Source organism: Sphingorhabdus profundilacus, from assembly GCF_009769755.1.
Taxonomy (GTDB): Bacteria; Pseudomonadota; Alphaproteobacteria; order Sphingomonadales; family Sphingomonadaceae; genus Sphingorhabdus_B; species Sphingorhabdus_B profundilacus.
The window spans coordinates 1,465,530-1,485,798 of the sequence record NZ_SDWJ01000001.1; the positions used below are offsets into that span (position 1 = coordinate 1,465,530).

A 20,269-nucleotide genomic window follows, 5' to 3' on the forward strand; every position below is an offset into this window, starting at 1 on the left:
ACCGGAAATCACAAACTTCCCATGCAACCCCAAAAAACCTATTCGACAGCGTTCCGCCGGATCAGGTAACTTCCCCGGGGCTTGCCCAAATCTGCCACAGCCGCGTCGACCATTGATGGCATCGCGTCTGACAAGGGCATTTTGCAATGATATTCCGCGACGCGGCTGCGGTAAATTTCGGCTCCGTCGGCGATCCGCGTCATCGTTAGTCCGAGCCGGAATTCCTTGTCGGCACAGTTTTGAAGGGGTTTGCGGCCTTTTGCAGCGGACAGATTTTGCGGTCCAGTGGTGCCCAAGGCCAGCGCAGCATCGCGGGAATCGACCGTGATTTGCAAAAGAATTGCGGCATCATCTGCGGGCGCAAACCCTTGCGCTGACAGGGCATCCTGAACAAGAACATAAGCGCGCCTGACATCGGCGGACGCCCCTTCGGCCATTGCAATATGATAGGTCTGTGCGCTCAGCGGACCTGTGCCAGAGCTATGGATCCGGGTTTCCACACCCGAAGAACAAGCCGTAACGAAAAGGGTGATGCCGATGAGTTTAAATAGGCGCTGCATGGAGCGGCAATATCAACGCCTGTACCCAACATGCAACAGTTACATCGTCTCGCGCTTATTTATCGGGTGACAACAAAATACACGACATAAAACCAGCTGAAAATTCCGTGGATTATAGCCCATAATACAGATTGATGCGTGGTGTAGCTGATAACCATTGCGAGCGCGCTTCCGAATCCGATACCTGATTTGACCACTGTACCTTGCATGGCAAAACTCCTTTTCATGCGGCTTGCCGGGCGCGTTCATGCAGTTCCTGGTTCAGCATTTCAGCCAGCAAGAATGCCAGCTCAAGCGACTGCGCCGCATTCAACCTCGGGTCGCAATGTGTGTGATAACGGTCGGCCAACCCTTCATCGGTAACTGCAACCGCACCGCCTGTGCATTCGGTCACATTCTGGCCCGTCATTTCGATATGGATACCGCCACCAAAGCTGCCTTCGGCACGATGAACAGCAAAGAAACCGCGCACTTCGGCCAAAATGCGCTCGAAAGGCCGGGTTTTGTAACCGCTGGCTGATTTCACGACATTGCCGTGCATCGGGTCGCACGACCAGATAACAGGGTGGCCTTCCTGCATTACCGCGCGAACCAGCTTGGGCAGGCCGCTTTCGACCTTGTCATACCCATAGCGCGAAATCAGCGTTATCCGCCCTGCTTCGCGTGTTGGGTTTAGCGTGTCGAGCATCAGTAACAAGGCGTCGGGTTCCAGACTGGGTCCGCATTTAATGCCGATGGGGTTGCCGATTCCGCGCAGATATTCGACATGAGCAGACCCTTCGAAGCGGGTGCGGTCGCCGATCCACAAGAAATGGGCGGACGTATCATACCACCGGCCGGTCAGGCTATCCTGACGGGTCATGGCTTGTTCGTAGGGCAGCAACAATGCTTCATGGCTGGTGTAAAAACTGGTCCCCTTGATCTGTGGAACTGTCTCGGGCGTGATTCCGCAGGCCTCCATAAAGGCCAATGCCTCCCCGATGCGGTCGGCGGTTTCTTTGTATTTCTGCGCCCATGGTGACCGCCCCATATAGTCATGGGTCCATGCGTGCACTTGCTGCAGATTGGCATAGCCGCCGTTGGAAAATGCACGCAGCAGGTTAAGTGTCGATGCCGCCTGGCTGTATGCGCGCACCATTCGCGCAGGGTCAGGTGCGCGACCGGCTGCGTCAAATTCGATATCGTTGATGATGTCGCCGAAATAGCTGGGCAATTCGACACCATCAATGGTTTCGGTCGGGGTGGAACGCGGCTTGGCAAATTGCCCGGCCATCCGGCCAAGCTTTACAACAGGCACCTTACCGGCGAACGTCAGCACGACCGCCATCTGCAAGATGACGCGGAATGTATCGCGGATATTGTTGGGGTGAAATTCGGCAAAGCTCTCGGCACAGTCGCCGCCTTGTAAAAGGAAAGCCTTGCCCTCGACGACCTTTGCCAGATCAGCGGTCAGGTTGCGCGCCTCCCCTGCAAACACCAGCGGCGGGTAATTGCGAAGGGTTTCCTCGGTCGCGGCAAGCGCGGCGGAATCCTGATATTCGGGCATGTGAATGCCCTTGGCGTTTCTCCAACTATCGGGCGTCCAATCCGTCGCCATGCCCATCACTCCAGCTTTTATCATTTCAAAGGGGCGCCCTTTAGGCTCATTTTCTATGCACTAGCAAGCAAAAGCGGCAATTTTCCGCCACTTTTGCAATTTGCAACTGTGTCGCAGTGTTTTAGTATAATAACTGCCAAATTCCCTGTTGGCAAATTTGCCAAAAGGCGTCTATCAGACCGGCTGAATCGCCCTGACAATGAAGGTGAAATTGCCTCCTATGTCAGGATATCATGGGGTTTCGACGGTATTGCGGACTTCAAATCCGCGTCGGTAATAAGGGCAGCATATGGCTACGGTCAAAAAGACAACAGGCACATCCAAAGCTCCACGCAAAAAAGCGTCTGAAGCTTCAGCCGAATTAACAGAAACAACATCCAACGCGTCTGCACAAGACAGCGAAACGTCGCACAGCGAAGGCGAAGGCGTTCGTCGCCGCGACTTCATTCACATTGCAACGGTTAGCTTTGCCGGTGTCGGCGCAGCTGCGGTTGCCATCCCTCTTGTCTCACAAATGAGCGCCAGCGCAGATGTCCTTGCGATGGCGTCCATCGAAGTTGATGTGTCCGCTATTCAGTCCGGACAGGCCATTAAAACAAGCTGGCGCAAGCAACCGGTGTTCATCCGTAACCTGACCGCACCGGAAATTGCCGAAGCGAACAAAGTAAACATCGGTTCATTACGCGAACCGCAGACACTTGCCGAGCGGACCCAGCCGGGGAAGGAAAACTGGCTGATCACAATGGGGGTTTGCACCCATTTGGGTTGTGTCCCGCTTGGTGCCGCAGCTGGCGAGGTAAAGGGTGAATATGGTGGCTATTTCTGCCCATGCCATGGTTCACATTATGATACAGCAGGCCGCATCCGCAAGGGGCCTGCTCCGCTGAACCTGAAGGTTCCAGAATATGCATTTCTTTCCGACACAGTCGTAAAAATAGGTTGAGGAGCTAAAACAAGATGAGCTTCCCTTGGGCAAATGAGTATAAGCCGCAAAGCGCAGTGACCAAATGGGTGGACGAACGTCTGCCTTTACCACGTCTTGTGTATAACGCGATTGGCGCAGGCTATCCCGTTCCGCGTAACCTTAACTATTTCTGGAACTTTGGTGTGCTTGCCGGTGTTGCTCTGGTCATCCAGATTGTAACCGGCATCGTTCTTGCCATGCATTATTATGCCAGCGTTGAAGGTGCATTCAATTCCGTTGAACATATCATGCGTGATGTGAATGCTGGCTGGTTTGTCCGTTATGCACATATGAACGGGGCCAGTTTCTTCTTCATCGTGGTGTATATCCATATCTTCCGCGGACTTTTCTATGGCTCTTACAAGGCGCCGCGTGAAATGATCTGGTTGCTGGGTGTGGTCATCTTCCTGTTGATGATGGCAACTGCCTTCATGGGTTATGTACTGCCTTGGGGCCAGATGAGCTTTTGGGGCGCGCAGGTGATTACCGGCTTTTTCTCCGCAATTCCGTTGGTCGGCGAGCCCTTGCGGCAGCTGTTGCTCGGTGGCTTTGCCCCCGATCAGGCGGCATTGAACCGCTTTTTCTCGCTGCACTATTTGCTGCCCTTTGTGATCGCAGGCGTCATCATTCTGCACATTTGGGCATTGCACATTCCAGGTTCATCAAATCCAACGGGCGTAAGTATCAAGGGTGAGCAGGACACTGTTCCTTTCCACCCTTATTATACGGCCAAGGACGGCTTCGGCTTGGGTGTATTTCTGATCGCTTTTGTCGCCATTACCTTCTTTACGCCAAATCTTCTGGGTCATCCGGACAATTATATTCCGGCCAATCCACTATCTACGCCAGCCCACATCGTGCCTGAATGGTATTTCCTTCCATTCTACGCGATCCTGAAGGCATTCACGGTCAATTTCGGTATCCCGTTCACAGGCATCGTGCTGATCGAAGCCAAGTTGATGGGCGTGTTGGCGATGTTCGGCTCGATCCTGCTGTTGTTCTTCCTGCCTTGGCTGGACACATCGCCGGTGCGCTCTGGACATTATCGTCCGCTGTTCCGCAAATTCTTCTGGTATGGCTTGATTCCAAGTCTGGTCGTACTGACATATTGCGGCGCTCAACCACCCTATACCCAATGGGTTGTTCTTAGCCAGGTTGCGGCGGCCTATTATTTCGCGCACTTCTTAATCATCCTGCCCATCGTTTCGCGTATCGAGCGGCCGCTTCCGCTGCCAAATTCGATTACCGAAGCAGTGACGGGTAAGCCGCTCCAAACGGCAACGGCGTAAAACAGGGAAAGCCTCTATAATGGTTCGTTTAATTGCTTTTTTGGTAGGCGTGTTTTTCAGCGGAATGCTGCTCATCGGCCTTGTTGACACCGTCGTCGGTGCTATCAAGGAACCTGCCCTGCCGACCGCCGAACATGAATTCCACAAGACGCCGAAAGCAGTAAGCTTCGCGCATGATGGTCCTCTGGGTAAATTCGACACCGCCCAACTGCAACGCGGATTGAAAATATATGCAGAGGTATGTTCGGCCTGCCACAGTCTGAAACTGGTATCATTCCGTGATTTCGCGGCGCTTGGCTATGATGAGGATCAGGTTAAGGCCATCGCAAAGGGCTGGAAAACCGAAGTTCCATCACTCAATCCGGAAACAGGCGAACCGGCAACGCGCCCTGCCATTCCTGCGGATAAGATTCCTTCGCCTTTTGCGAATGAAGTCGCGGCACGTGCCGCAAACAACAATGCACTGCCACCTGATCTTTCGTTGATTACCAAAGCGCGTGCCAACGGCCCTGCTTATGTCTATTCGTTGTTGATCGGTTATGAGAACGGGCAGCCTGCGGAACTTCTGAAAAAATTTCCTGATGCGAAGACTCCCGACGGTTTGCATTACAATCCGTATTTTGCCAATCTCAACATCGCAATGGCGGCTCCGCTAACTGCCGATGATCAGGTTACTTATGACGACGGCACCAAAGCAACCAAGCAGCAGATGGCCAAGGATGTTGCCGCTTTCCTGACCTGGACCGCTGAACCGAAGCTGGAAAACCGGAAAAGCGCTGGCTGGGCGGCTCTGGGCTTCCTGATCATCTTCACCGTTCTGGCATGGATGTCTTACAAGAGCATCTGGGCGGACAAAAAGCATTGATCGCCTGACGCACGAGGATCGAGTATCAAAGAGGCTGCGATTTGCAGCCTCTTTCTTTGCAATCGACCCGTTGACGACAGGCCAAGTTGCTGGCAATAGCAGCGCGCTCATGGGTTAAACCGAGAGATGCGGGTATAGCATAGTGGTAATGCACTAGCCTTCCAAGCTAGCTAGAGGGGTTCGATTCCCCTTACCCGCTCCACCGTTAACCCCTGTCGGGGCGAGCACGGATTGGAAGCGTCGCGTCGCCATTATCAAAACAAAGCTCGGGATTGATCGTGCCTGTCTCGATCAGACAGCAAAATAACTGTCGGCCTCCGGTCGCGTGGATGTGGGATCGCGTCCGAAGGCCGATGTTTTTGAGCGTAGCGGGTTCCCGCCAACCTCTGCAGACTGAATAGAAAGCCACTTCAGATGGACCAGTATCGCGGCAAACGCCGCTCAAGAAATGGCTGACGTACCAGTCTATCAGGTAAAACGGCATCGCCATCTGATAGTTTAAGGTTTTTCGAACTTTTTTTCCGAAATATGATTTTAAAGCAAAGGAGAACGGAAAAAGGAAACCCGACGTTCAGCGCCCTTTCTCGTTTCGAAATCACATCAACCCGTTGGCTGCGCTTTCCAGCTACCGCTGTTTTGATATTCCGGCTTTATATTCGTCGCCTGCGGCAGTTTCTCGCCACTAAATTCAGTGTTGCTGAGATAATTAGGCATTTCCCGACCATGTTCCAATGTCGAAAATGCAGGCGTCGCCCTGTGTTGCGTTGCGCCGGCGTCTGGGTTTGAGTAGGATTTCAGTGCCCGTTCGGCATCAGCCTCCGCCTTTAGCCGTGCCGCAGCAAACTCCGTTTCATACCGCTTTTGTAGTTCGACCGGATCAAGGCTATCAAATATCAAAGGTTGCGATGTCCTCGGTTTTGGGCCGGGAAAGGGTTCGATACCTGCATATTTGCGAAAGAATGCGGAGAGCCGACCAGCGTTGCCTTTCCAACTATAAAATCTGTGAGCGCCAATTGTTGAAATGAAGTTCAAGCTGGGAGCCCAATAGGGATATACATAAGTTGCATGATAATGTGTCGCCGTACCGACGGGTGCGTAAACATAACCAGCCAAAGCTTGGGCTGCCACATTTTGGGCACGCAGCCAAGATGTTCGCGCTGGTACCCGCGCCATGGATCCGTCACAGCTATAACTAAACTGGCAACCGGTTGCGCGTTCAGAACCTTGATAAATGACGCCGCAAACGCTGTTAGGAAAGACTGGGTGGCGCATTCTATTCAGAATAACTTGAGCAACAGCACGCTGGCCAGCCTCTGGTTCATTTGCGGCTTCGTAATAAAGGGCATCGGTCAAACATTTCAACGCGCGACTATGTTCAGCGGTACCTGAACGCAGCACGAAAGGTCGTGCAGCATTGACGGTAGCTTCTGTTCCAGTTGTGGAATCCTGAATACCGTTCAAAATAGTTTCTTCACCCTGGTTTGCGTTAAGCGGAGTGGGAGTTGCAGATAAACTTTGATCGATGTAAAATAATGCCGATCCGGGGAAATTTTCAGCGGGAAATTCCGCATCCCATTTCATCGCGGAGCGCTCCATCACATTATCAGTCCGGCCAAACGGCGCTATCTGTGCCACTGAAGGCACCAGTGCCAAAAGTGCAAATGCCAGCAAAACAAGCATAATCTCGCGGGTTCCAATGAAACGCCGGTGCGATTGCTTTCGCGTAGCTCTTTTGCGCGGTGCATGCACTTCGTTAATCGGTTCGTGGATCATATGGCACTTTACAAAACAAAGTCGGACAGCGTTAGAAAGCTTGCCATTACATGAATATGCCGCACGAAGCGCCTGCGTTTTTCAGGCTGTGCCAGTGTGGGACGAGGACCATCGAACATGTTAAATGATGTAAAATAAACAACGTTATGAAGTGCTTATTACTAATCCTGCAACCGCCGATGCCAGAATGAAAGCCCGCACCAAACGCCCTTTCCGGCCCAAGCGCAAAATGGTCCGCACGGCGCCATCAAAGCCTTGTCCAGCGCGAACCTGTTGAACCATCATGTTGAATTCTGGGCCCTCGAGCATTTCATTCGAATAGCGCAACCTTTCAACCATCTTGCGCCGAACATAGGCGGCTGCTTGTTGATCGCCAAATAGGGTACCGATCTCTTCAAATCGGGGGAGCGTGTGTCTATCGTCGAACAGACTGCCTTTTCCTCCGGACCGCCTGATATGATCGAGCCATGCAATTGCTGCGGCTTTTGCCTGTTCACCCGCATGCTTTTGACTAATCTGGGTCGCACTTCTGCGATACAGTAAAAGCCGTTCTGGCAGATTACAAATGTCAGTGCATAAGGATGCCCTGAGCCATAAGTCATAATCTTCCGCATGGCGGAAAGCTGGGCGGTAGGCGGATAGGCGGCGGATGAGCGTTGTTCGCATCATCACCGAAGGGTGACAAACCGGGGGGCCTTGTTCCAGCGAAAGCCGCGCTGCAACTGGGGTCAGCGGATATTTCTCCCTTGCGCGTGTAAGTACCCCATTTTCGTCAAGATCGTGGGTGTTGCACCCCAAAATACCGACGTGCGAATGGTCCGCAAGATAGGCAACCTGTCGTGACAGTCGATCCGGCATGGAGATGTCGTCGCTATCCATTCTTGCCAACAAGGGCGCGCGGGCCGCGGCCACCAGTTCGTTCAGACTGGCCACAAGGCCACGATTTTCCCTCTCAATCAACCGAATGCGATCATCGGTTTTGGCTAGATTACGCAAGATTTCCGAACTGCCGTCGGTCGACCCGTCATTCACAATCAGAAATTCGAAATCCCTAAAATGTTGCTGCAATATAGATTGCACACAGGCATAGAGATGCGGTGCGCCGTTATAGACGCTCATAATTACGGAAACGCAGGGCCCTGTTGCCATCAGGCGTTACTAACCGCTAATCGTCACAAATTGGTTTCCAATGGACAGGAATATGCATGCGGATTGCGCTTTATCAGCCAGACATCGCCGGGAATGTCGGCGCAGTTTTAAGATTATCGGCCTGTTTTGGAGTTCCTTGCGACATCATCGAACCCTGTGGCTTCGCCTTTTCCGAACGCGCATTGAGACGCGCCGGCATGGATTACGCCATCAAAGCGGACATAAAGCGTCACGCCGACTGGAATGCATTTTCCAATGCTATAGCGCCGGCAAGACTGGTGCTGATGACTACCAAAGGTTCAATCTCGCTGCCGAAATTCTCGTTTCAGAAAGAGGATATCATCCTGATGGGTTCAGAAGGTTCGGGGGTCCCCGAACATGTCCATAGCCATGTGACCGCGCGCGTTCACATTCCTCTTCGTCCTGAGTTTCGATCCTTGAATGTTGCCGTATCGGCTGGCATCGCATTGGCCGAAGCATTACGACAAACCAGTCAATTTCCCGGAGAGTGTGCGTGACCTTGACATTAGACACCCGCCAGCAAGCCGCCCGCACGTGGTTTGAATCGCTCAGAGACCGGATATGCGCCGCATTCGAAGAAATTGAACGTGAGGCAGGGTCATCTGCTGATTTTCAATATTCGCCTTGGGACCGCACTGACCATGACGGATCGCCCGGCGGCGGCGGTGTGCGCGGCGTAATGAAAGGGCGTGTTTTTGAAAAAGTCGGGGTAAATGTTTCAACCGTAGGCGGACGCTTCAACCCGGAATTTGCAAAAACAATCCATGGCGCCGCAGAAGATCCGAATTTTTTTGCAACCGGCATCAGCCTTGTTGCCCATATGTCCAACCCGCATGTTCCAGCTGTCCACATGAACACGCGATATCTGGTCACGACCAAAAGCTGGTTTGGAGGAGGCGCAGATTTGAACCCGCCTATTCCTTATGAAGAAGATACAGCCGATTTTCATGCGCGGTTGCGGGCCGCCTGCGCCCCATATGGCCCCGATGTTTATGAAAAATATCGGGCGTGGGCCGAAGATTATTTCTGGATACCACATCGTGGCGTCCACCGCGGCGTCGGCGGAATTTTCTACGACCATCTTGAAAACAGCAGCGACGCCCTGTTCGAACAGAATTTCGCCCTGACACGCGATGTTGGCGATGCGTTTCTGGACATTTTCCCCAAACTGGTTCGCCGCCGAATGTCGATGGAATTTACACCGGAGCAAAAACAGGCCCAGCGCAGATGGCGTGGTTTATACGCCGAATTCAATTTGGTTTATGACCGGGGCACGACTTTTGGACTGAAAACCGGCGGGAATGTCGACGCCATATTGATGAGCCTGCCACCTGACGTGGCGTGGGATTGAGTTTTAATGCCCGAATATTATCAAATCCGGACCATTGGTCCCGACCTATCCGCAAACATCGATTGGGAAATCACCCATGGTTTAACCCCATATCCCGAAGCGGTGGCACATATGGAAGGGTTGCAGACAGCCATTCGCGAGAATGGCGCGCGAGAACTGGTGTGGTTGCTGGAACACCCGCCTTTATATACCGGTGGAACGAGTGCAGATCCGACAGAACTGCTCAGTCAACAATTCCCTGTTTACAATAGTGGACGCGGCGGTCGCTACACCTATCATGGTCCGGGTCAGCGGGTAGGTTATGTCATGCTGGACCTGGCAAAGCGTGGCAAAGATGTTCGCAGCTATGTCCACGCCCTGGAAGGCTGGGTCATCGATGCACTGGCGCAATTTGACGTCAAGGCCCGCCGAGCCGATGGACGCATAGGAATTTGGTGCGACACGCCTATGGGGCAAGAAGCCAAAATCGGTGCGATTGGGGTCCGCATCCGGCGTTGGGTAACAATGCACGGCTTCGCGGTAAACATCGCGCCCGACCTTGGACATTTTGGGGGCATTGTTCCATGCGGTATTGCCGAATATCCTGTGACCAGCCTTGCTGATTTAGGTATCGGGGTATCTTTGAAAGACTTTGACGATGCGCTTGCTTCGACATTTACCAAATTCCTCGACACCCTTGCCAAATCAGGCTGAAAATATAGGGTCGCGACGCAGCCACCGGAGAAACATAAATGCGTGCCTATTTATTGATTGCGGCCATTTTCTTGCCGGGCCTTTCGGCCTGTAGCGACAACAAAGAAGATAATCAGGTCACTGCAACCCGAATGGATGATCTGGGCAGTTTGGAAGGCACGATTAGCGACGATATGATCAACACCGATATGTCGACGGATGAAGGACCCTATGAATCGGTTGTACCGGCCGAAGTAAAGCCGGAAGCTAAAGCGGAAGAAAAACCGTTGGAGGAAGCAGAGATGCCGATACCGGTTGTTACGGACGAAAAAGCGACCACCGAATGAAACTGTCTGATCCATTGACACTGCCCTGCGGTGCCCGATTGCCGAACCGCATTGCAAAGGCCGCGATGACCGAAGGGTTGGCCAATATTTATGGACAGCCGACGGCTGAACTCGAAAAATTATACAGCATCTGGTCCGATGGCGGCGCCGGGCTGCACATTTCCGGAAATATACAGATAGATGGCGACCATCTTGAAAGGCCAGGGAATGTTATAATTGACCGGATGCCATCGCCCGAAATGCGCGCGGCACTTATGCGATGGACCGCTGCGGCAGCACGGGGCGGCAATCATTTTTGGGCGCAGATCAGCCATGCCGGACGGCAGACAATGAAGACGGTCAATCCAAAACCCAAGGCCCCATCTGCTGTAAAACTCGGGTTGCCGGGCGGACAATTTGGAATGCCGGTCGCTCTTGCCGAAACAGAAATTCTAAATTTGATAAGCCGCTTTGGCCAGGCCGCACAAATCTGTCGGGATAACGGGTTTACCGGTGTTCAAATCCACGCCGCCCATGGCTATCTTATTTCCCAATTTTTGAGCCCGCTCAGCAACCTTCGGCGGGACCGATGGGGTGGCAGCCTGGAAAACCGTGCCCGGTTCTTATTGTTCACGATAAACACTGTCCGCCAGTTGGTCGGACCGACTTTCCCCATTTCAGTGAAGCTCAACAGCGCAGATTTCCAGCGCGGCGGCTTTGCTTTTGAAGATAGCCTTAAAGTGGCCCGATGGCTGCAAGAGGCGGGGGTTGATCTCATCGAGATATCCGGCGGTACTTATGAACAACCCAAATTATTAGGCTTGGAAGGCATCGACGCTGCAGAACCGCAGTCGGTTGCCGAAACAACGCTCGCCCGCGAAGCTTATTTCGTCGACTTTGCAAAAGCCATGAAGGACGAAATTACCATAGCATTGATGGTGACAGGCGGTTTTCGCAGCGCCTCGGCCATGGAGCAGGCGCTTCGCTCAGGAGCGGCCGATGTCATCGGTTTGGCCCGGCCGCTATGTGTTATGCCCGATGGACCAAAGCGATTGCTAAGCGGCGTTGCGATTCTGCCGAAAACGGAAACACAATTGGCGTTGTTGCCCGACTGGCTGTCAGGGCTGCGTAAATTCAAGATGATCCGCGCCATTGATGGCTTTGCAGTGCAGTTCTGGTATTATAGCCAGATATATGCCTTAGGCCGGACAGGACGGACAAATTTGAATATGTCCGTCTTTGCCGCGTTGCGCGAAGTCGAAAGCTATCAGAAAAAATGGTTACGCGGACGTCACTCTTAGTCGCCCTCACCAGGATCCGCTGAAAAATATTTGTCGAATTTGCCTTCTTCACCCTTATGTTCATCTGCATCGGCCGGTGGTTCCCGGCTGCTGGTGATGTTCGGCCATTCGGCGCTGTACGTTGCGTTGAGTTCAAGCCATTGCTCCAGACCGCTTTCAGTGTCGGGCAAAATGGCTTCGGCGGGGCACTCAGGTTCACAAACGCCGCAATCAATGCATTCATTGGGGTTGATGACCAGCATATTATCGCCTTCGTAGAAACAATCCACCGGACAAACTTCTACACAATCCATATATTTGCAGCGGATGCAGGCATCGGTAACAACATAAGTCATCGGTGGAATTCTCCCAAATGCGGCGGCGAATTGGCCGCTTCACAATTCCTGCCTATTGTCAGTCGCACGGTCAAGTCAACGCCGTTGTGTAGCCGACATTAAATATTTAGGCCATGAAAGCATACATATCATCTTCGCATTCAGTTTGACGCCTCCCAAGCGCATTTAAGGGGTCCTGACCCTAGCCCAGCATCTGATAGCATGCCATTGCCTCAGCTGCTGGGCCGCGCCTTACGGGCATTGCCAGGAGCTTGAATATGACCACCGCTTCATCCCGCGGCATGGTTATGACGTCGCCCACGCTGACCGTTGCGCTACCCTTTTCTATTCTGCGGCCATTGACGCGAATATAACCACTTTCGGCCCAACCCTGTGCCAAGCTCCTGCTTTTCGCGATCCTCAGAAAGAACAGCAATTTGTCGATCCGCAGCGCAGTTTCTGGCATGGCGGGTTAGAATTTCAGGCCCTTTAATGCCGCTAGTTGCAAGGCGAGTGCCGACGGTGGTGAAGCATCTTTCGCTTTGGGCGGGACACGTTCAGGGTTAGCTTTCGAATTGGCCGTGTCTTTTGGTTTTGGACGGACGGGTCTGGCGCGTTGCGTCCGCTGCTCTTGTGGCCTTGGTTTAGGAAGCCCGACCCAGCGCCAATGGGTCAGATGTACAGGTTGCGCCAATGGAACCGCCTGCATCGCATCCACTGGATTGTTATCAGGCGTAGCGCCTTCGCTCTCTGTTTGATCGTGGATGACCAATCCGTCCTGATCATTTCCGGAAACAGGGCATTGTACGGCAGTTGCGTCCAATTCTTCCTGCGTCTCGGCTTTTTCGGCGGGCGCCTCCATATAGCGGAATCCTGCATCGCGCATCAACGCTTTCAATCCGGCATCGCTCAGGCCCAAGGATGTCGCAAAAGCCATATCCATGCTAAAGCTATTTACCTGCCCGCGCGCTTCATGCGCTTTTTTGATAACGCGTTCAGCCAAATCAATACGCACATATTCATCGCCGACCCGCCTGTAGCCGGCATTTCGTGCTTCGCCTGGATGTGCAAATTTCCATTCTTTCAAATGGACGGCGCTCTCCGGCGGTAACTGCGGCATCGATCGTCCGTCTCTGGCAGCGAATAACGCGGCACGCCATTTCGCAGCGGCCGGCTTTAAAGCAGCATGATGATAAATATCGAGCGCTCCAAAGACGATCCCGCCTTTACGCGCAGCGCCTCTCGCGTCTTTGGGAAGGGCGGCGATGGCGTCGGCGAGATAATGACGACCTGCGATACCGCCAGCTTCGGCCAACTGCACGGCCAGCGCACGGACATTACCGTCGACGTCGGCCTGTTGAGACAATTGCTGCAGGCCGACAATCCCGCCCATGGCTTTTGCCAATTGCGTCTCGATCCAGCTTTCAGCGCGAACAGCTATTTCGCGTAACGCGTCGCCTTCCAAACCCGCAACTGCCTTAACCGGGGTGAATACAGGCTGCATCAGGCTGCGCCCTTTGGTCAATAAACCAAGCGGCTCTCCCTTCCACAAGATTGCCGGCTTACCGTCGCCGTCGCTCGCCAGTGCAAAATCGCTGTCTTCAGCCATTGCTACATCCCTTGCCTTTTGCCTTAATAATCCTGTCAGATGCCGTTCTGCTGCAGCCAATAACAGCTTACGGTCACCTGCTTTTGCTGACGGGTCAACCCGAAACGAAAAGCCCTGTAAAGTTCCAATATCTTCTCCGTCGACCAGAACACGGTTAGCTCCATCAATCTCCACTGGAAAAAGCGCAGAATCACCAACTGTTTTTCGCAGCAGCATTGCTGTTCGCCTGTCGACAAAACGTTGCCGCAGCGCATCGTGGAGCGCGTCTGAGAGCTTGGTTTCCAACGCCCGGGCTCTTTCCGCCATGACCGCAGGATCCGCCAGCCAATCGATGCGGTGAGCGATATAGGTCCATGTGCGGACACCCGCGATCCGGGCCGAAAGCGTATCGACGTCGCCTTGGATGTTATCCAGCCGCGCCAATTCACCGGCAAAAAGGGATTGCGGCAGCACGCGATCTCCCTGACCTAAATAATGCCATAAGGAGCCGACAAAGCGGCTGTGATGCTCCTCACCCATCTGACGGAAATCGGGGAGGCTGGCGACCTCCCAAAGCCGCGCCACATCTACCGGATGTCGGATGAGTGCTTGGACATCAGGCATTTCGGACAATCGCTTCAGGACCGAAAGATCAATGGCTCTGGGCGCCGGCATCAAGCCGGGGCGATCTGGCCTGGATTCCAGGTCCGCGATCAGGGTTGCGACCGAATCGAGTCTTGGCTCTGCATCACGCCAATACAGCCAGTCCAGTCGCGGGAATTCGTGGTTCTCGATCGCCAGCACCTCTTCGGGTGAAAATTCGCTGCCTTCGCCCGCCAATGTTCCGAAACTACCATCGCGCTGATGGCGGCCGGCCCGGCCTGCAATCTGAGCCATTTCTGCTACGGTCAGGCGCCTGCGGCGCGTTCCGTCAAATTTCGACAAGCTGGCAAAAGCAACATGGGACACGTCCAAATTGAGGCCCATGCCGATGGCATCGGTCGCCACCAAATAATCCACCTCGCCCGACTGGAACATTGCGACTTGGGCGTTGCGTGTGCGCGGGCTGAGCGCCCCCATGACCACGGCCGCTCCGCCCCGCATGCGGCGAAGCGTTTCGGCCACTGCATACACCTGCTCGATAGAGAATGCTACAATCGCAGACCGTTTAGGCAACCGGGATAGCTTTTTGGTCCCGGCATAGCTCAAGACCGAAAATCGGGGGCGGGAAATGATTTCCGCTTCGGCAAGCAGGGTGCGGATCAGCGGCCGAAGGCTTTCCGATCCCAATATCATCGTCTCCTCGCGGCCGCGCGCATGGAGAATCCGGTCGGTAAAAATATGCCCCCGTTCCGGGTCGGCGCCCAATTGCCCTTCGTCTATTGCGACGAAAGCAAAATCCTTTTGAACAGGCATTGATTCGACGGTGCAGCAATACCACCGCGCATGAGGGGGTTCGATCCGCTCTTCGCCGGTGATTAAAGCAACTTGATTTACGCCCTTGATGGCAACGACACGATCATAAATTTCCCGTGCCAGCAAGCGCAATGGAAAGCCGATCATACCGCTGGAATGGGCGCACATACGCTCTACGGCGAGGTGGGTTTTGCCGGTGTTGGTGGGACCAAGAATGGCCGTCAGGGAAACTTTTTCTTGGGGCAAATTTCAGATGCTGGCCGTGCCTGCCGCCAGTTCCTTCAGGGTGATCGACGTGTCAGCCAACTGCTCCTTTGTAAAGCGCATACCTTCGACGACCAGCGCTTTTCCCTGCACATAATCCTTGGTCATATTGACGCAATCCAGTGCAACGACTTTGCCGCCTTTCAGGTAGATCACCGAAAAACTGCGTGTTTGCGGATCGCCCCTGACAACATGATCGTCATATCCTACCGACAGGCCCACGGTTTGTAGCCGCAAATCATATTGGTTGGACCAGAACCAGGGTACCGAGTGATAGACCGTAAGTTCGCCAACGATGCTTTTGGCAACCGTATTGGCCATATCATTGGCATTCTGGACCGATTCGACCCGCATAACCACGCCCCCGGCAAAGCTATTCGAATGGGCAGCACAGTCGCCGATTGCGAAGATATCGGGCAGTGAGGTGCGGCAATTTGCGTCGACATCGACCCCAGCGCCACCCGCCGCCCCTGCATTCAACAGTGGTGCAACCGCGGGGATGATACCGATTCCGACTATCACCATCTGTGCGGCAATAACCTCACCATCGGAAAGACGGACACCTTCCACATTATCGTTACCCGTCAACGCCTCAACGGTCACACCCAACCTTATTTCCACGCCATGTGCGCGGTGCTCCGCTTCGAAAAAGCGCGACAATTCCTCTCCTGCGACACGGGCAAGGACACGATCCATCGCTTCAAGGACCACCACCTGCTTACCCATCTTTCGCAAGACAGCCGCCGCCTCAAGACCTATATATCCGCCCCCGATGATCGCAACGCGGGCAACATCGTCAAGTTCGCAGATCATTGCATCAACGTCCGACTTGTTCCGAACGACGTGCACGCCCGCCAATTGTGATCCATCGCACAATAGCCGACGCGGAGAGCCACCGGTTGCCCAAAGCATTTGGCCATAACCGATTTGCTCGCCATCCGAAAATGCGACTGTATGCGCGACAGGATCAACGCTTTCAACGCGCTTGCCCAACAGCATATCAATCGAACGCTCCGCCCAAAAGGCGGGAGGGCGGATCAATATCCGCTCAAATGCCTTTTCCCCAGCAAAGTAATCCTTTGACAGCGGCGGGCGCTCATAGGGATATTCCGCCTCATCACCAATAATGGCGACGGTGCCTTCAAACTTGGCTTGGCGCAGCGCAATTGCCGCCTGTGCGCCACTATGGCCGCCGCCGACAATTAACACGTCATAATGCTGCATTTGACCGCATCCTTATTTCCCATTCTTTGGATTAGCGGTAGGCAGATGACATCAGAATTGCCAGCCCTAAGCTTGCAGAACTGCCAAATAGATGGCAGGACATTGCCATGACAACATATATGAATCTAGATTTTGGCCTCGGTGAAAATGCCGAGATGATTCGCGACACCACGCACCGATTCGCCACCGACAAAATTGCGCCTTTGGCTGCAAAAATCGACGCAGATGACTGGTTTCCGCGTGACGAATTGTGGACCGCTATGGGCGATCTAGGTCTGCACGGCCTAACCGTTGGTGAAGAAGATGGCGGCTTGGGGTTTGGCTATCTGGAACATGTCGTCGCTGTGGAGGAAGTCAGCCGTGCGTCGGCATCGATCGGTTTGTCCTATGGCGCGCATTCCAACCTGTGCGTCAATCAAATCCGTCGCTGGGCATCTGCGGAGCAAAAGGCGAAGTATCTGCCCAAGCTGATTTCCGGCGAGCATGTCGGTAGTCTGGCGATGTCGGAAGCAGGCGCCGGATCGGACGTTGTTTCAATGAAGCTAAAGGCCGACGCCGTTCAGGGCGGATATGTGCTGAACGGGACGAAATTCTGGATCACCAACGCCCCTTATGCCGACACGCTGGTCGTCTATGCCAAGACATCGCCGGAAGCCGGTTCGCGCGGCATAACCGCTTTTCTGATTGAAAAGGAAATGGAAGGTTTCTCGATCGGTCAGAAGATCGATAAAATGGGTATGCGCGGCTCTCCGACGGCAGAGCTTGTTTTCAACGACTGTTTTGTCAGCGAAGAACAGATTATCGGACCGCTGCACGGTGGTGTCGGTGTGCTGATGTCCGGGCTGGATTATGAGCGGGTCGTGCTTGCCGGGTTGCAACTTGGTATCATGCAAGCGTGCCTTGATGTTGTCCTGCCGTTCGTGCGTGAGCGGCAGCAGTTCGGCAAACCCATCGGCGCGTTCCAATTGATGCAAGGCAAAATTGCCGACATGTATGTCGCGCTGAATTCGGCGCGTGCCTATACTTACGCCGTTGCCCGCGCCTGTGACTCTGGCCAGACCACGAGATTTGATGCCGCGGGCGTGATTTTGCTCGCCTCGGAAAATGCGGTGCGAGTCGCCGGTGAAGCTATTCAGGCACTCGGCGGTGCTGGGTATACCAAAGATTGGCCAGTTGAACGGCTGTTCCGCGATGCGAAGCTGCTCGATATTGGCGCAGGTACCAACGAGATCCGCCGGATGCTGATCGGGCGGGAATTGATCGGCGCAGCGTGAGCAGCCGTCCCGTCCTTGGCGTAATTGCTTGCAATCGCATTGTTGGCACCGAAAGCGCGCAGGCGGTGATGGACCGTTATATCCGTTCCGCTATGCGGTATGCCAATGTCGCGGCGCTGATTGTGCCGTCGCTACCTGATCTCATGACCGCAGCAGAAGTCGCGCCGAGGCTTGACGGCATATTGCTGACCGGCAGCCCGTCCAATGTCGGCACACGGCGCTATGGAGCGGATGGCGGCGAAGGGCCATTCGATGATGCACGCGACGAAATCGCCATTTCAATGGTGGATCGAATGATCGACGCACAAAAACCTGTCTTCGGCATTTGTCGGGGTTTTCAAGAAATCAACGTGGCCATGGGAGGAACATTGCGCCGCGACACCAGTACCAGTGATGAACTCATCAGGCACCATGCGCCGGATGGCGTCAGTTTTGATGCCATGTTCAGCCACAGGCACCCCGTTGAACTGGTCGGTGGGGGCTTGCTCGCCAACGCTTATTCCAAAGCCGGGCTCGATGTGAACTCCGTCCATTATCAAGGTATCGGGCAATTGGGCGAAGGTTTGTCGGTCGAGGCCCGCTCGCCCGATGGCCTGATCGAAGCATATAGCGCCCGACCCAATGGGGCACCGTTGCTAGCCGTGCAATGGCATCCTGAATGGGGCACCGAAAATGACCCGGATTCGCAAACCTATTTTCACCTGCTGGGAAAGGCGTTAAGAGGGGAGCTATGAACTGTTGTGTCACCCGTTATAACCGCTACCAGGCGCGAATAGGCTTTTCACCCTGATATCCCTTTGAATCGCGCAGAAGCCGGTAGCCCGCCAGATTTTGAATGCAGCATCTACCGTGAAGTTTCAGCGCACTCTTTGCTCGCTGTGCAAACCCATTTCAAAGGATAGATTTATGCCCCGTAATTATGACATCGCCGAACTTCGTCGTCTCGACATTGCCCATCATCTTCCAGCACAAGCCGACTGGCAGGAAATTGAAGATTTGGGCGGCAGCCGGATCATCACCCATGCCGACGGATGTTACATCCATGATGGCGACGGCAATCGCATTTTGGATGGCATGGCAGGTCTGTGGTGCGTCAATATCGGTTATGGTCGCGACGAGCTGGCCGACGTTGCTCGCGAACAAATGCTGGAGCTGCCTTATTATAACAGCTTCTTCAAAACCGCGAACCCGCCTGCCGTCATGCTGGCGGATAAGATTGCGAGCCTGACGGGTGGTCGTCTGCCCCATGTGTTCTTCAACAGCTCCGGTTCCGAAGCCAATGACACGATCTTGCGTATGGTTCGCCACTATTGGCAAGTGAAGGGCCAGCACAGTCGAACCATCTTGATTAGTCGCCACAATGCCTATCATGGCTCGACCGTCGCTGGTGTCAGCATGGGCGGGATGAAGGCGATGCATGGTCAGGGCTTCCCTGCCCCCGGCATTTTGCCGCTTTCCGGTATCGAACATGTTCGCCAACCTTATTGGTATAATGAAGGCCGGGATATGACTCCCGAGGATTTCGGCACCGCTTGCGCTCAGGCTATCGAAGACAAAATTATCGAAGTGGGGCCGGAAAATGTCGCCGCCTTTATCGGTGAGCCAGTGCAAGGTGCAGGCGGCGTCATCATTCCGCCCGCCAATTATTGGCCGCAGGTCGAAGCCATCTGTCGCAAATATGGTATCCTGCTGGTTTGTGACGAGGTCATTTGCGGTTTCGGCCGGACCGGCAATATGTGGGGCCATGAAACAGTTGGCGTCAAACCTGATATCATTGCGATGGCCAAGGGTCTTTCGTCAGGATATCTGCCCATATCTGCCGTGGCGGTCAGTGCCGAAATCATCGCGGTTATGAAAACTGGCGGTGATTTTGTGCATGGATATACCTATTCCGGTCATCCGGTCGCATCCGCAGTCGCTCTTCGGAACATCGAAATCATGGAACGCGAAGGATTGGTCGAACGGACGCGCAGCGAAACCGGACCATATCTGGCAAAGGCTCTCGCGACTTTGAACGACCATCCGCTGGTCGGCGAAGCGCGTTCCGTCGGGCTGCTTGGAGCAGTTGAGATTGTAGCAGACAAATCGACAGGCGCTCGCTTTGGCGGAGCGGAGGGAACCGCAGGACCAATGGTGCGCGACATCTGTATTCGCAACGGCCTGATGGTTCGCGGCATTCGCGACAGCATTGTCATGTGCCCGCCACTAATCATCTCTACCAGCCAAATTGACGATCTGGTCGGCATAATTTCGAAATCGCTGGACGAAGCGGAGCCGAAGTTAAGGGCGATCTGATCGTTTCCGGAAGTTTGTTCCGATTA

At 54.0% G+C, this 20,269-nt stretch carries 19 protein-coding genes and 1 tRNA gene; 12 read left to right on the forward strand and 8 right to left on the reverse strand.

The genetic code is table 11. The annotated features are described in order from the left end of the window. Nucleotides 1-38: 38 nt before the first annotated feature. A complete protein-coding gene (locus tag EUU23_RS06825; RefSeq protein WP_160353290.1) occupies nucleotides 39-560 on the reverse strand; it encodes a hypothetical protein in 522 nt (173 codons plus the stop codon). Nucleotides 561-783: 223 nt separating this feature from the next. After that, nucleotides 784-2,157, reverse strand: coding sequence for a class II 3-deoxy-7-phosphoheptulonate synthase (locus EUU23_RS06830; RefSeq protein ID WP_160353585.1), 1,374 nt, complete (start codon nucleotides 2,155-2,157; stop codon nucleotides 784-786). Between the two features lie 289 nt (nucleotides 2,158-2,446). Between EUU23_RS06830 and petA the strand changes: the two genes are divergently transcribed. The 4 genes from petA to EUU23_RS06850 all read left to right on the forward strand — a co-directional run bounded on the left by petA (nucleotide 2,447) and on the right by EUU23_RS06850 (nucleotide 5,477). Further along, a complete protein-coding gene (gene petA, locus EUU23_RS06835) occupies nucleotides 2,447-3,100 on the forward strand; it encodes a ubiquinol-cytochrome c reductase iron-sulfur subunit (RefSeq protein ID WP_160353291.1) in 654 nt (217 codons plus the stop codon). A 14-nt stretch (nucleotides 3,101-3,114) separates the two neighbouring features. After that, nucleotides 3,115-4,410 carry a cytochrome b gene (locus EUU23_RS06840; protein ID WP_160353292.1) on the forward strand — a complete coding sequence of 432 codons (1,296 nt, stop codon included), beginning with the start codon at nucleotides 3,115-3,117 and terminating at the stop codon, nucleotides 4,408-4,410. Between the two features lie 19 nt (nucleotides 4,411-4,429). After that, nucleotides 4,430-5,275, forward strand: coding sequence for a cytochrome c1 (locus tag EUU23_RS06845; protein WP_160353293.1), 846 nt, complete (start codon nucleotides 4,430-4,432; stop codon nucleotides 5,273-5,275). A gap of 128 nt (nucleotides 5,276-5,403) precedes the next feature. Continuing rightward, nucleotides 5,404-5,477, forward strand: a tRNA-Gly gene (locus EUU23_RS06850). Nucleotides 5,478-5,875: 398 nt separating this feature from the next. Here EUU23_RS06850 and EUU23_RS06855 read toward each other — a convergent pair. Then, the gene (locus tag EUU23_RS06855; protein WP_160353294.1) at nucleotides 5,876-7,048 is read right to left on the reverse strand and encodes a cell wall hydrolase; all 1,173 of its coding nucleotides are present in this window, start codon (nucleotides 7,046-7,048) and stop codon (nucleotides 5,876-5,878) included. Between the two features lie 144 nt (nucleotides 7,049-7,192). Continuing rightward, on the reverse strand, nucleotides 7,193-8,167 hold the full coding sequence (locus tag EUU23_RS06860; RefSeq protein WP_160353295.1) for a glycosyltransferase: 975 nt from the start codon (nucleotides 8,165-8,167) through the stop codon (nucleotides 7,193-7,195). A gap of 86 nt (nucleotides 8,168-8,253) precedes the next feature. On the opposite strand from EUU23_RS06860, the gene EUU23_RS06865 reads away from it, so the two are divergent. The 5 genes from EUU23_RS06865 to EUU23_RS06885 are packed head-to-tail and all read left to right on the forward strand — an operon-like array spanning nucleotide 8,254 to nucleotide 11,868. Then, nucleotides 8,254-8,715 carry a tRNA (cytidine(34)-2'-O)-methyltransferase gene (locus tag EUU23_RS06865; RefSeq protein ID WP_160353296.1) on the forward strand — a complete coding sequence of 154 codons (462 nt, stop codon included), beginning with the start codon at nucleotides 8,254-8,256 and terminating at the stop codon, nucleotides 8,713-8,715. After that, nucleotides 8,712-9,569: an oxygen-dependent coproporphyrinogen oxidase gene (gene hemF, locus EUU23_RS06870; RefSeq protein ID WP_160353297.1), complete on the forward strand. Its 858-nt coding sequence runs from the start codon at nucleotides 8,712-8,714 to the stop codon at nucleotides 9,567-9,569. Before EUU23_RS06865 ends, hemF begins: the two co-directional genes overlap by 4 nt. Nucleotides 9,570-9,575: 6 nt before the next feature. Continuing rightward, entirely contained in the window at nucleotides 9,576-10,262 is a 687-nt protein-coding gene (lipB, locus tag EUU23_RS06875; protein ID WP_160353298.1) for a lipoyl(octanoyl) transferase LipB, read from the forward strand. A 38-nt stretch (nucleotides 10,263-10,300) separates the two neighbouring features. Continuing rightward, nucleotides 10,301-10,588 carry a hypothetical protein gene (locus EUU23_RS06880; protein WP_160353299.1) on the forward strand — a complete coding sequence of 96 codons (288 nt, stop codon included), beginning with the start codon at nucleotides 10,301-10,303 and terminating at the stop codon, nucleotides 10,586-10,588. After that, entirely contained in the window at nucleotides 10,585-11,868 is a 1,284-nt protein-coding gene (locus EUU23_RS06885; RefSeq protein ID WP_160353300.1) for an NADH:flavin oxidoreductase/NADH oxidase family protein, read from the forward strand. The genes EUU23_RS06880 and EUU23_RS06885 overlap by 4 nt, the downstream gene beginning before the upstream one ends. Here EUU23_RS06885 and fdxA read toward each other — a convergent pair. From fdxA to EUU23_RS06905, 4 genes are all read right to left on the reverse strand, one after another. After that, nucleotides 11,865-12,203, reverse strand: a complete 339-nt coding sequence (gene fdxA / locus EUU23_RS06890; RefSeq protein ID WP_160353301.1) for a ferredoxin FdxA — start codon at nucleotides 12,201-12,203, stop codon at nucleotides 11,865-11,867. The two genes, EUU23_RS06885 and fdxA, sit on opposite strands and share 4 nt — an antisense overlap. A 181-nt stretch (nucleotides 12,204-12,384) precedes the next feature. Continuing rightward, nucleotides 12,385-12,648 (reverse strand): RNA-binding S4 domain-containing protein, encoded by a 264-nt coding sequence (locus EUU23_RS06895; RefSeq protein WP_160353302.1) that lies wholly within the window; start codon nucleotides 12,646-12,648, stop codon nucleotides 12,385-12,387. A gap of 6 nt (nucleotides 12,649-12,654) precedes the next feature. After that, complete coding sequence (locus tag EUU23_RS06900; protein WP_246156157.1) at nucleotides 12,655-15,432, reverse strand: helicase-related protein; 2,778 nt, start codon at nucleotides 15,430-15,432, stop codon at nucleotides 12,655-12,657. Nucleotides 15,433-15,435: 3 nt separating this feature from the next. Continuing rightward, nucleotides 15,436-16,674: an NAD(P)/FAD-dependent oxidoreductase gene (locus EUU23_RS06905; protein ID WP_160353303.1), complete on the reverse strand. Its 1,239-nt coding sequence runs from the start codon at nucleotides 16,672-16,674 to the stop codon at nucleotides 15,436-15,438. A 107-nt stretch (nucleotides 16,675-16,781) separates the two neighbouring features. On the opposite strand from EUU23_RS06905, the gene EUU23_RS06910 reads away from it, so the two are divergent. The 3 genes from EUU23_RS06910 to EUU23_RS06920 all read left to right on the forward strand — a co-directional run bounded on the left by EUU23_RS06910 (nucleotide 16,782) and on the right by EUU23_RS06920 (nucleotide 20,243). Continuing rightward, nucleotides 16,782-17,948: an isovaleryl-CoA dehydrogenase gene (locus tag EUU23_RS06910; protein WP_218939513.1), complete on the forward strand. Its 1,167-nt coding sequence runs from the start codon at nucleotides 16,782-16,784 to the stop codon at nucleotides 17,946-17,948. Continuing rightward, the gene (locus EUU23_RS06915) at nucleotides 17,945-18,682 is read left to right on the forward strand and encodes a gamma-glutamyl-gamma-aminobutyrate hydrolase family protein (RefSeq protein ID WP_160353304.1); all 738 of its coding nucleotides are present in this window, start codon (nucleotides 17,945-17,947) and stop codon (nucleotides 18,680-18,682) included. The genes EUU23_RS06910 and EUU23_RS06915 overlap by 4 nt, the downstream gene beginning before the upstream one ends. 172 nt (nucleotides 18,683-18,854) lie before the next feature. Further along, on the forward strand, nucleotides 18,855-20,243 hold the full coding sequence (locus EUU23_RS06920) for an aspartate aminotransferase family protein (protein WP_160353305.1): 1,389 nt from the start codon (nucleotides 18,855-18,857) through the stop codon (nucleotides 20,241-20,243). Nucleotides 20,244-20,269 lie beyond the last annotated feature (26 nt).

Coding starts and splice junctions, on each gene's coding strand:
- EUU23_RS06905 (WP_160353303.1), bottom strand. CDS start 16,674: ATGCAGCATTATGACGTGTTAATTGTCGGCGGCGGCCATAGTGGCGCA.
- EUU23_RS06840 (WP_160353292.1), top strand. CDS start 3,115: ATGAGCTTCCCTTGGGCAAATGAGTATAAGCCGCAAAGCGCAGTGACC.
- EUU23_RS06920 (WP_160353305.1), top strand. CDS start 18,855: ATGCCCCGTAATTATGACATCGCCGAACTTCGTCGTCTCGACATTGCC.
- fdxA (WP_160353301.1), bottom strand. CDS start 12,203: ATGACTTATGTTGTTACCGATGCCTGCATCCGCTGCAAATATATGGAT.
- EUU23_RS06895 (WP_160353302.1), bottom strand. CDS start 12,648: ATGCCAGAAACTGCGCTGCGGATCGACAAATTGCTGTTCTTTCTGAGG.
- EUU23_RS06830 (WP_160353585.1), bottom strand. CDS start 2,157: ATGGCGACGGATTGGACGCCCGATAGTTGGAGAAACGCCAAGGGCATT.
- EUU23_RS06910 (WP_218939513.1), top strand. CDS start 16,782: ATGACAACATATATGAATCTAGATTTTGGCCTCGGTGAAAATGCCGAG.
- EUU23_RS06860 (WP_160353295.1), bottom strand. CDS start 8,167: ATGAGCGTCTATAACGGCGCACCGCATCTCTATGCCTGTGTGCAATCT.
- EUU23_RS06855 (WP_160353294.1), bottom strand. CDS start 7,048: ATGATCCACGAACCGATTAACGAAGTGCATGCACCGCGCAAAAGAGCT.
- petA (WP_160353291.1), top strand. CDS start 2,447: ATGGCTACGGTCAAAAAGACAACAGGCACATCCAAAGCTCCACGCAAA.
- EUU23_RS06885 (WP_160353300.1), top strand. CDS start 10,585: ATGAAACTGTCTGATCCATTGACACTGCCCTGCGGTGCCCGATTGCCG.
- EUU23_RS06865 (WP_160353296.1), top strand. CDS start 8,254: ATGCGGATTGCGCTTTATCAGCCAGACATCGCCGGGAATGTCGGCGCA.
- EUU23_RS06880 (WP_160353299.1), top strand. CDS start 10,301: ATGCGTGCCTATTTATTGATTGCGGCCATTTTCTTGCCGGGCCTTTCG.
- EUU23_RS06825 (WP_160353290.1), bottom strand. CDS start 560: ATGCAGCGCCTATTTAAACTCATCGGCATCACCCTTTTCGTTACGGCT.
- EUU23_RS06845 (WP_160353293.1), top strand. CDS start 4,430: ATGGTTCGTTTAATTGCTTTTTTGGTAGGCGTGTTTTTCAGCGGAATG.
- lipB (WP_160353298.1), top strand. CDS start 9,576: ATGCCCGAATATTATCAAATCCGGACCATTGGTCCCGACCTATCCGCA.